Annotated in this window: 8 protein-coding genes and 3 tRNA genes; 8 read left to right on the top strand and 3 right to left on the bottom strand. The window is 46.7% G+C overall.

The annotated features are described in order from the left end of the window. The first annotated feature begins 191 nt into the window (after positions 1–191). From MRBLPE1_RS10510 to MRBLPE1_RS10490, 5 genes are all read left to right on the top strand, one after another. Positions 192–267: transfer RNA gene (locus MRBLPE1_RS10510), tRNA-Val, on the top strand. A gap of 6 nt (positions 268–273) precedes the next feature. Continuing rightward, positions 274–349, top strand: a tRNA-Lys gene (locus MRBLPE1_RS10505). Between the two features lie 13 nt (positions 350–362). Beyond that, a tRNA-Leu gene (locus MRBLPE1_RS10500) sits at positions 363–442 on the top strand. A gap of 297 nt (positions 443–739) precedes the next feature. Beyond that, positions 740–1984 carry a sensor histidine kinase gene (locus MRBLPE1_RS10495; protein ID WP_414698865.1) on the top strand — a complete coding sequence of 415 codons (1245 nt, stop codon included), beginning with the start codon at positions 740–742 and terminating at the stop codon, positions 1982–1984. Between the two features lie 49 nt (positions 1985–2033). After that, complete coding sequence (locus tag MRBLPE1_RS10490) at positions 2034–2849, top strand: hypothetical protein (RefSeq protein ID WP_364145061.1); 816 nt, start codon at positions 2034–2036, stop codon at positions 2847–2849. A gap of 74 nt (positions 2850–2923) precedes the next feature. On the opposite strand, the gene MRBLPE1_RS10485 is transcribed toward MRBLPE1_RS10490, so the two are convergent. Both MRBLPE1_RS10485 and MRBLPE1_RS10480 read right to left on the bottom strand, forming a co-directional pair. After that, a complete protein-coding gene (locus MRBLPE1_RS10485; RefSeq protein ID WP_364145058.1) occupies positions 2924–4684 on the bottom strand; it encodes a sensor histidine kinase in 1761 nt (586 codons plus the stop codon). Beyond that, on the bottom strand, positions 4681–6243 hold the full coding sequence (locus MRBLPE1_RS10480; protein ID WP_364145055.1) for a helix-turn-helix domain-containing protein: 1563 nt from the start codon (positions 6241–6243) through the stop codon (positions 4681–4683). The genes MRBLPE1_RS10485 and MRBLPE1_RS10480 overlap by 4 nt, the downstream gene beginning before the upstream one ends. Positions 6244–6418: 175 nt before the next feature. Between MRBLPE1_RS10480 and MRBLPE1_RS10475 the strand changes: the two genes are divergently transcribed. From MRBLPE1_RS10475 to MRBLPE1_RS10465, 3 genes are all read left to right on the top strand, one after another. Beyond that, complete coding sequence (locus tag MRBLPE1_RS10475; RefSeq protein ID WP_364145052.1) at positions 6419–7777, top strand: ABC transporter substrate-binding protein; 1359 nt, start codon at positions 6419–6421, stop codon at positions 7775–7777. An 89-nt stretch (positions 7778–7866) separates the two neighbouring features. Then, positions 7867–8781 carry a carbohydrate ABC transporter permease gene (locus MRBLPE1_RS10470; protein ID WP_364145049.1) on the top strand — a complete coding sequence of 305 codons (915 nt, stop codon included), beginning with the start codon at positions 7867–7869 and terminating at the stop codon, positions 8779–8781. Continuing rightward, positions 8778–9596 (top strand): carbohydrate ABC transporter permease, encoded by an 819-nt coding sequence (locus MRBLPE1_RS10465; protein ID WP_364145046.1) that lies wholly within the window; start codon positions 8778–8780, stop codon positions 9594–9596. The genes MRBLPE1_RS10470 and MRBLPE1_RS10465 overlap by 4 nt, the downstream gene beginning before the upstream one ends. 60 nt (positions 9597–9656) lie before the next feature. Here MRBLPE1_RS10465 and MRBLPE1_RS10460 read toward each other — a convergent pair whose 3' ends face one another. Further along, positions 9657–10427 (bottom strand): MerR family transcriptional regulator, encoded by a 771-nt coding sequence (locus MRBLPE1_RS10460; protein WP_364145043.1) that lies wholly within the window; start codon positions 10425–10427, stop codon positions 9657–9659. Positions 10428–10941 lie beyond the last annotated feature (514 nt).

Here is a 10941-nt window from a genome sequence, read left to right as displayed (position 1 = left end):
TATCCTAAAAAGTTTGAGAAGCAAACTTACATCGTAAGCATACGCTTAAGTTTGCCCCGGACCCATACATCCGGCAGACAGCAGCTAAAAAGGTTTCAGCAAACCTAACTTTCGTATCCAGTTTTCAAGGCGCAAATGCTTCAGGTGTGCCAAGAAACAACCCCACAGCTTGTGGGTTTTATTGTTTTCGCGGAGGCTTAGCTCAGCTGGGAGAGCATCTGCCTTACAAGCAGAGGGTCGGCGGTTCGATCCCGTCAGCCTCCACCATTCTATGAGTCATTAGCTCAGTTGGTAGAGCACCTGACTTTTAATCAGGGTGTCGTAGGTTCGAATCCTACATGACTCACCATTTTTTATTTCATGCGCGTATGGCGGAATTGGCAGACGCACTAGACTTAGGATCTAGCGGGCGACCGTGGGGGTTCAAGTCCCTCTACGCGCATCATAGTTACAACGATTAAAGCCTTGCTCAGCAGGGCTTTTTTTGTGTTTACATAGCCAAAACTCGAATGTTTTTATCGTTTTCTTTTTTGTCAAAGGTACTTGATTCGTGTACAATAAAAGCATCCAGGGGAGGCAAAATATGAATTTTTGTGTTATCTTTTTCACCAATATAAGTATACTAATTACTTGTGCCTACCTTTTTAATCTCTTGTTTAAACTTTTGTTTCAGCATGTATCAGACGGCTATAAAAAAGTGTTATTGATAACCATTTTTATTTTTTCGGGCTGGGTGGCCATGAAAGTTGGCTTTCAAATAGGTGATGGCCCGGTATTCGATTTACGGGTCGTGCCGATTATATTCGCTACCTTAATGTTCCGGAATCCATGGCAAGTGCTGATTATTGGCCTGGGTATTGCTGCAGCTAGGTATGGTGTAAACGGTTTAACGGCCAGCGCGATAACCGGTTCGATAAATATCTCGATCTTGGCCTTTGCTTCGGCGGGGCTCGTCATGCTCTATGCGCGCAAGCCGAATTGGAGTTATCCCTTGAGAGCGACAATCTCACTGTTAAGCATAAATATTTTACAGGTATCCGGCATTGCTACCTTTGGTTCTCTTTCCCGTGAGCTTTATCTGAAGCAATATATGCCTTATACCCTACCGTTATCTATTGTTCTAGGCGCTTTTTTTATCTTTATTATTTATGATTTCTATAAGGATCAGCTGCGTGCCGAAGAGCTTCGGAAAAAAAATATTATTCTCGTCGAGCAAAAGCTGGAGCTTATCGAGGCTCATCAGGAACTGGAGTATAAGGCGCTGCAAATTATCAAGTCATCTGAATATAAATCGGATTTCATGTCTAATATGTCGCATGAACTCCGAACGCCGCTAAATAGCATTATTCTGCTATCAGAACTCATTCGTGATAATGAAGGAAACAAGGAACAAAGCGAAAATCGGCAGTATGCGGACATCATCAATACCTCTAGCCAAGAATTGCTGCGAATCATTAATGATATTTTGGATTTATCCAAAGTGGAAGCAGGTAAATTGGAAATGGACTGGGGCGACATATCGATAGAAGATCTAGCACAGACGATGTATTATCAAATGGCCCCTATGGCTAACGAGAAAAATTTAGGCATTTCTGTTTCCGTGGCAGAGGAAGTGCCGGCAATGGTGTTCTCTGACGGATTGCGGCTGAGTCAAATTTTAAGAAACCTATTATCTAATGCAGTTAAATTTACGGATAAAGGCAGCGTCAGCTTAGAAGTATATAAGGACCATGACTCGGACTTCCTTGTGTTTGCGGTAAAGGATACGGGTATTGGCATAGACGAGGAATTTCAGAAGCTGGTTTTTGAGGCATTTTTGCAGGAGGACGGCACGATAAAGCGGAAATACGAGGGAACGGGATTAGGCTTGTCCATCAGCCATCAGCTTGCCAGGATGCTTGGCGGTTCGCTGACACTGAAAAGCATCAAGGGAGTGGGCAGCGAATTCGCACTTCGCCTTCCTATCAAACCTCCGCTTGGGTAGAGCGTCCCCTTGTGGAAGCCGCGGTTTATCGAAAACTCAGGAGGGAAATATGCTCGTTTACGGATGTGATTTTAGCGGGGCAAAGGATCCCAACGGAAAAATTTTTGTAACGGTAGGTTGGTTAGCTGATCATCGTTTAACGATATTGGACGTTAAGGAATGCGAGGACAGGCTCGATTTATTTTATATGATTAAAAATAACCCGGCGCCATGGGGACTTGATTTCCCCTTCTCGATTCCAAGGGAGCATTTGAATGAACATTATCAATCCTCTTGGCCATTTTTTATTCGTGAAGCCTATGGGGATACGCGTATGGAGTTTAAGCAAAAATTCGGCAAGGTGCATAGCGGCAAAAACAACATCCGGGACTGCAGAGTGACGGATATCGCCGTAAACGGAAAAAGCCCGGTCTCCGAAACGCCAATCAGTATGAACGGCATGGTGTATGGCGGCCGCAAGCTTTTATTTAACCTGCTTAACGACGTATCTATTTACCCCTTTGACAGCTATAGGGAGAATGCATCCCGGTTGTACGAGGTTTACCCTAGTCATGGCTGGTCAAAGCTAGGACTAAATCGGGAGGATCAGCTTGCGCTGACCCAGCTCTCCGATGTTTTTAAACGCAGGGTTGATCCCTGTTTTGATATCGAGCTGGATATAGATAAGATCCCCAGGCTAACAAGCGGGATTAAGGTCGGCAAGCTGGTCGATCATGCTTCAGATTCCATGATGGCATGCATAATTTTAGCCTACTGCCTATACAGCAGCCCGCTTGACGCGTTTTGGGGAATAAAACCGTCTTTCGCATCGGATGAGGAATGGGTTTGCCGCGGCGAAGAGGGATTGGTCGTAAGATTCGAATGAAATTCAGGACTGTCTTCAGGGCTTGGTTGATATGCCCTGCGAGGACAGTCCTTTTTTTGAAAATTAAAAAGGAGTCAGTTATGCGGAAGGAGCTTCGGAAGCTCGACCGTAACGGTTGTTCCTTGATCGAGAAGGCTGTCGATGCGCATTGTGGCTTGGCCACCAAATAAATGCTCTATCCTCTTGCGGGTATGCGATAAGCCAATATGGCGAAGACCAGAGTTTTTCTTCTGGTTTTCTTTATCCCATATGGTCGCAAGCTGATCTTCTTCAATCCCGATTCCGTCATCTTCGATGCGCAATATAAGCGCGGTGCTGGAGACCGCTGCCGAAATGCGCAGCGTGCCGGGCAGATCCTTTGGGCAAATGCCGTGAAAAATCGCGTTTTCTACAAATGGCTGCAAAAAATTACGAGGAACTAAACATTCATAAGCCTGCTCCTGAACATGCCATTCAACCTCAAACATATCTATGTAGCGAAAGGATTGGATGGCGATATAGTCGCGAAGCAGGTCCAGCTCTTCACGCAAAGGAATCAGAGATTGGACGCCGTCCATTTTGACAGCATCCTGAAGCAGTCGGATAAAAGAGCCGACCATAAGGACAATATCGTCGTTTCCTTGCTTCCGGGCCATATAAATGACGGCATTCAACGTGTTGTAAACAAAATGCGGATTTAATTTGGAGAGTACAAGTTCAAGCTCAAGCTCTCTTTTATCTTTTTCATGGCGAATGGATTCTTCCAAATGCACCTGCAGCTGATTAGTCATGCGATTGAAGCCTTGGCCAAGCTTCTCTAATTCGTCTCCGGTTTTGATATTGACGGAAGTATGCAGCTTGCCGCTTGATACGGCATTCATCGCATGGTAAAGCCGCATAATCGGTCTCGTGATTCGGAAGATGGCAGGCATCATCAGGAGCAGAATTAAAGTCGTGCTGGTAAGCGAGAACACGCCAAGCAAATAGATGACGATTCTGCCGCGCTCCATTAACGATGCTTGCGAAATGAAGGTGACCAGCTTCCAGTTAATGCTCTCGAACCGATCTACGAGCATGTACCCTCCTTGGACGGATGAGATACCGTCCTTCTGCCGCTCGGAAGCGGCTTGCAGGAGCGAAGGGGTGAGCGAAATGCCTGAAGACGGATTATCCTTCTCGTATAGAAGGTATCCCGCATCATTCATCCATAGAACTCCTTCAAAGTCAGCGCTGCCAAAATCGAGCAGCGATTCAAAGCTGCTGTAATCAAGATTAAGAATGAGCTCGCCAATTCTGCGTCCGGGCTGCTCAATATCGGTTACCGTTACGATAAAGCTAATGATCTTGCCTTGCTCTACCGTATTGCTGGTTAGAATCATATCATGCGGCTCCGTAAAGGCATGCTGCTGACCGGACTGGACAAAATTCTGATACCAGTCTTCTTTTAGCCGTTCGCTAAAATATTGATCATTTCGCGCTTCGCTCCAAAATACGCGGCGATCCGGCAGGAGAAGGGCAAAGCTGCTGACCTCTTTGCGAAGTCCTTTGTTCTCGTCGAGATAATCGAGCGAATCTTGAATGAGGGCAAACTGGCCGAAGGTATCCAGCTGGTCGAAGGTCTTGTAGAACGATTGCAATTGTTCCGATATGATAAGCGAAAATGAGAATTTGGCAATGTCGTCTGACATGTATTCAAGCTGCCTGACGGTCTGGCTAAGCTTCGTTTCATCCTCGTGAATCATCTGTTTTACTAAAATGGTTTTGTAATAATAAAAGGTAAATGCCGCGGATAACAGGAAGCTGATAATAGCAACGATGATGATCCGTTGGAGAATGACGGACCGCAGGCTTTTCATAAGTGATGGCCTCCATGACGGAATTGATGGGGGAGCATGCCAGTCGTTTTTTTGAATACTTGGCTGAAATGCTGCGGTGAACGATAACCTACCCTTGCGCATACCTCAGTCATTTTCGCATCTTCACGGCTTAGAATAAGCTTGGCCTGATTGATCCGATGCTCCGTCAAATAATCGAGAAAAGTACGTGAGAGCTCACGTTTAAACAACTGGTGGAGATAAGAAGGACTAATCCCCGTAGCATGCGATACATCCTCAATGGCAATATCCTCATGGAAATGCTCTTGGATGTGTTTCAGCGCCCGCAGCAGCTTATTGGATAACCGGTCGTGAGTACCCATTGAGGAAAATAGCTTCCGGAACAGTAGGATATAGCTGTTCATGATATCATCGATGTGATACAAAGGCACTTTATCTGTTAACGGCAAAGGATCGATTTCAGGCAAGCCCAGGGCAGCATTACGTTTATTCAACAGTCCGCTAAGCGTATGAACGGTTTCGTACAAGCCTGGCAAATTCCAACGCTGTTGGCCAAGGGAGTGGAATTGGTTTTTGATAGCGTTTTCCATTTTAACGAGATCATTTTGGCCCATGCCTTCGACCAGCATCTCCAGGTACTCATGATGTAAAGCCGATGCGTAGTTTTCGCTGCCAAGCGGCAGCAAAGGGAGATCATCGACACACAGCATCTGCGCATTTCCGCAAAAGACGGCATGCCGGGCGGCAGCCTCGACTCTGCGAAAGGAATCGCGAAGACCTAAAGAATCATGGCATTGGAACGAATAATAAATGGACTTGCTCTGGTTGTTTTGGCGATTCAGGTGGACTTGAAGAGATGCAACGAGATCTTTAAATGAATCGCGCTGGGTGCAATCTGCTCTGTTTTTTTGCGAAAACAGGGCTACGAGCTGGGTGCGATTGAGAGCAAATTCGCCGACTAGCTGCCAGGGCGTTGGATCGGCCAGCCGGCTTAATTCAGCGTAGCTCCATTTGAGCGATGGAAGCAGCCCTGTCCCCCCGTTGACCGAAGGAACGGCCGAGAAGGGAACGTCTTTTTGGACAAGCAGCATGCCAAATGGTGGAGCAGCGGAGCTATCCTCTAATGGAAGGGGAAGTCCGGTACCCGTAATCATCTCCTTCAGTTGATCGGATCGCTGCATCCTTCGCTGGTTTTCGTCGGCTTCCCAGCTTTCCTTCGCTTTGTTCAGCTCGAGCAGCAATTTATTCCGGTCTACCTCATGTTTGATGAGATAGCTGGATACGCTGCCGATGGAAATGGCTTGTCTCGCATAGTCAAAGTCCTCATAGGCGCTCATGACTATGAATTTTACTCCTATTTTCCGCTCGGAAACCGCTCTGATTAATGCGAGCCCGTCCATGACAGGCATGCGGATATCGACGATCATGATATGAGGGCGAATTTCTTCGCATAGACGCAGGGCGCTTCTGCCGTTTGTTGCGGTTGCCATTATTTCGAAGCCGTATTCGTCCCAAGCCAGAAGGCTTTTTGTATGCTCCAAGGCAATGCGTTCGTCATCTACCAATATGATTTTGTTCATCCGAACCTCCGCTGGATTTGACGTATGCTTGATTATACGTATGGCAGGTACTCCTAAGCAAGAGGAAACGTTGGATAACGACCAAAAGTGTAGGATTGCAATGTTTACGCTTACATTTACAAGCATGTATATTGAAAGCGTAGACAATATAAGTTGACAAGGGAGAGATTATTCGATGCTTATACGATTTTGGACCAAACGGGTTAGTCTTTTGATCACCATCACCATGCTCGTATGTTTGCTTGCGGCCTGCGGTGGAGGCAATGCCGTAAATAACCAGAAAGAGGGCGATACGAACAATAAAGAAAGCGCAAAAGCAGATAACGAGGGAACCGCTGCAAGCAAAGGAAACGTAGATTTAAAGGGGGAGTTCACATTATGGACTTGGGAGCCTGAGCATCCTACGGCGCTGGCTGCCTTTAATGCGAAATATCCGAATATCAAAGTGAAGCGTGTGAACGTCGCCGCGGAGGATATTTCGAAAAAGCTGCAAACGACGATCGCTTCCGGCGGCGAATTACCGGATGTCGTCAGAATCGAACGAGGACAAAAAGCTAAAATTTTCGATATGGACATTCTTGAGAATCTTGAGGCTGCGCCTTATAATGCCGACAAATCCATTCTGTTCGATTATGATCTCCCGACTTTCTCCGTCGATGATCATCTGGTCGCAATACCGGACGATATGAGCGTAGCAGGCATTGCCTACATCAAATCGCTCGCGAAACAATATTTCGGAACGGATAATCCGGAGGAAATGGAAGCCATCTTCACGGACTGGGATGTATTTATCGAGAAAGGGAAAGAGGTATTGCAGCAAAGCGGAGGAAAGGTTCAAATGTTCCCGAGCCTCGGCGATGTGAACCAGACGCTTAAAGGGCAGCGCGCAGAACCGTATTTTGACGGGGATAAGCTGAATGTGCCTATGCTTACAAACACGGTGACCGATTTAGTGAAATTTCGGGATGCCGGCATTATAGACAAGCTCGATCAATGGACACCGGCCTGGAATGCGACATTTGGCGGGGAGAAATACATATTCGCGATGTCGCCCGTATGGATGCCGCAATATGTAATCGGACCAAACGACAAAAAAGATGACCGTTGGGCGTTGATGGTGCCTCCAGGCGGCGGCTTTATCCGAGGCGGTTCTTCACATGGTATTCCAAAAGGCGCTAAAAATGCAGAGTTGGCTTGGAAATGGATTGAATTCACTTCGATGTCGCAGGAAGGCGCGGAAACTCAAAAAAAGGACGGCGTATTTACGCACTTTAAACAAGCCTATGAGAATGAGTCCTTTACCAACTGGACATGGCGGAATTTCGGCACGCAGGATATCGGCCACAAGTTTTTTGTAGACATTTCGGCGACAACCAAGGATATGCCGGAAAATATCAATGATTTGGTTTTGGACGAAGTGATGAATATCGTGCTTCAGACGCTCGTGAAAGACGAAGCATTCGGCGTAGAGCAAGCGATGGACCGCATTCAAAAAGAATTAAAAGCGAAAGCGCCTAATATTGTCTGGGAGTAAGCGCGGTTAAGCGGATAATGGCAAGAAATAAAGCGGCCCATTGGCCGCTTTTCCTTTCACAACTAGTCTAATAGTCAGGAGTGTAAGCGATGGATGCCGTAAAAAGAAAATGGGTGCCTTACTTTTTCCTCTCGCCGTACCTGTTATTTTATTTGGCCTTTGGCCTTATTCCCATGTTATTTTCACTGTATGTCAGTATGACAGACTGGAATGGGATCGGCGAGAAAACCTTTGTCGGTTTGGATAACTACAAATTCCTGTTTAATCCCGATTCTTATTTTTTTAAGTCAGTTGGAAATACGCTGCTGTTTGTTGCGTTTACGCTTCCGCTTCAAATCCTATTCGGGCTTGTCATTGCGTCGCTTCTGTACAGCCGCTGGGTAAAGTGGAAGGGCTTCTTTCAATTGGTTAATTTTCTTCCATACATCGTTACGCCTGTTGCGGTGGGATTGATGTTCAACCTTCTGTTTGATTGGCAAGCAGGCTTTATTAACAAAATCCTGATACAGCTCGGTTTGATTGATGAAGGAATCTATTGGCTGGGAGATCCGCTGTATGCCCGATTCGTTATTATTATCATGCTTTTCTGGAAAGGCTTTGGCTACACCATGATTTTCTATCTTGCCGGCCTTGCGAACATACCGAAGGACCTAAACGAAGCCGCGCAGGTTGATGGGGCCAACGGTTACCGGACATTTATGTCCATAACGCTGCCGCTTCTTAAGCCGGTCACCGTCTTTATTGTCATCACGGGAATCATTGGGGGCTTCCAGCTGCTAGAGGAACCGATGCTGCTGCTCGGAGGCGCGGGAATGGGATCGAGCACGGCTGTCATCGGCGGACCGGACCGATGCTGCTTAACGACCGTTTGGAATATGTATGATACCGCCTACGGCAGCATGACCAGATATGGGCTTGGGGCGGCTATAGCCTATGGCTTATGTTTCATTATCGCCTTCTTCTCATTCATCGGCGCAAGATTTTATAGGGGGGAACAGGAATGAGCCAAACCGCTAGAACGACGCTCGCTACGACGGCAATTGCCCTTCTTTCTATATTTGCTTTGCTGCCCTTCTATATCATGATCATAATGGGAACGTATCAAAACGAAGATTTATTTACCAAAATCGTTCTGGTGCCGGGCACCTACTTGCTTGAAAATTTAAAAACAGTGGCAGCCAGCCGGTTCGATCTCGTTTACTGGAACAGCATTATCGTTTCACTGGTTAGCACGGTGTTTTCGGTTTTGGTCAGCGCTTTTGCAGGCTTTGCTTTCGCGAAGCATGAATTTAAGCACAAGAGCAAGATTTTTGCCGCGGTACTGCTCACGATGATGATCCCCGGCCAGCTTGGATTGGTTGCCTACGTTATTGAGATGCGCTATCTAAGCTTGTCGGGCACGCTGCTGCCGCTCATCCTGCCTTGGGTGGCCAATGCATTCGGCGTATATTGGATGACCCAGTTTATCAAAAGCGCGGTACCGACCGAGGTGCTCGAGAGCGCGCGAATAGACGGCTGCTCGGATATCGGCGTATTTTTCCGGATTGTGGTCGCCTTTATTTATCCGGCGATCACGACGCTCTCGCTGCTCGTATTCTTATGGTCATGGAACAATTACCTGCTTCCGCTTATCATCGTCAATAAGCCGGAGCTTTACACGATTCCGCTAGGCATAACGGCGCTGGGCGATGCGTACCGCACAGATCTGGCCGCTCAAATATTAGGTCTGACGCTCGGGACGATCCCGGTGCTTGTCTTATTCGCCATAGGCTCAAAAAGCTTCATCCGCGGGCTGACGGCTGGCTCCGTTAAGGGATAGGATAGAGCAGATAAAAAAGCAGCACAATCCTCTCAAGAGGATTGTGCTGCTTTGTGGTTTCTATTGGCTATCGCCCATACCCGTATAAACAAGAACCGCATCCCTTAAAAATACCGCCGCGCCCGGTTGATGCTTATCGTAGTAAGCGGTGAACCTTTCGTCGTCCACGTACATTTGGGCAATGCCCGCATGCGCTTCCTTGCTGTAATGCCCCCAATAAAAGCTGAGCCATTGGCGGTGCAAATCGGCAGCCTTTTGCGCCAATTCGCCGGCAGGATCGCCTGCCGCATAAGCGTCTACCAGCACGCTTATGATATCGGCGCCTAATTTCTCGATCTCCGTATGCTGCTCCTGCGTCATGTTTTTAACGATCTGATTGGAGCGCTCGACTTGCTCGTCCCCGTATTTTTCTCTGATCTCTTTGCCGTACTTTTGTTCGTTCTCATCCAGCATCTGTTTTTTGAAGCCTTCGAATTTCTCTTTGTCCGTCATCGTGATTCTCCCTTCGTTTTGGGCTATTGTTTTGTCGACATTAGCGATCAGCAGATCCAGCTGCTGTCTCTTTTCAAGCAGCTTCAGCCGGTGCTCGCGCAGGGCGTTTTTCCCGTTAAAGGCGGAAGCCGTTATCATCATTTTGATTTCCTCGAGGCCTACGCCAAGCTCTTTATAAAATAAAATTTGCTGCAGCCTGTCAACTTCCGCTTGCCCGTAAATGCGATAGCCCGAGGAATTAATCCGCGCCGGCTTCAGCATCCCGATCTCATCGTAATAGCGCAGTGTTCTTGTGCTAATACCAGCCATCAGCCCCAGCTTTTGAATGGTGTATTCCATCTGCTCACCTCCTGACAAGATCATCGTACACCTTCACGCAGCGTGAAGGTCAACTGTTATTTTAATAAATATGATGCTCTAAAAAAGCCCCAAAGCGATGGGTTACCATTGGGTAGGTGGAGGCAGTAAGAGAGGAGGCCGCGATAACAAGGCTTATAGTGCTGCTTCTTTTTCGTTAGTATAGTATGAAGCGATTAGAAGTGGATAACCTGTGTTTTATACGCTTAAATATATAATTAATGACGTTTAGAAGCGGTGATTTAACGGGATTTATAATTTAAATGATTAATTTTTAAAAAAAGACTTGCAATGCTAGGCTGGAACATGGTATATTCTAATTCCGGCCGAGAGAAACACGCGGACGACAAGCAAAAACAAGCATTACAAACGAAAGAAAAGATTGCTCTTTGAAAACTGAACAACGAGTAATAACTGCCCTTACGATCCTAACGGATCGTTAGAAAAGCGATAAAAAGTAATGAGCATTTCAAACACCAATTTGGAGAGTTTGATC

It is taken from the genome of Paenibacillus sp. LPE1-1-1.1 (assembly GCF_040676435.1).
Lineage (GTDB): Bacteria > Bacillota > Bacilli > Paenibacillales > Paenibacillaceae > Pristimantibacillus.
This window is presented reverse-complemented; position numbering and strand designations above follow the sequence as displayed.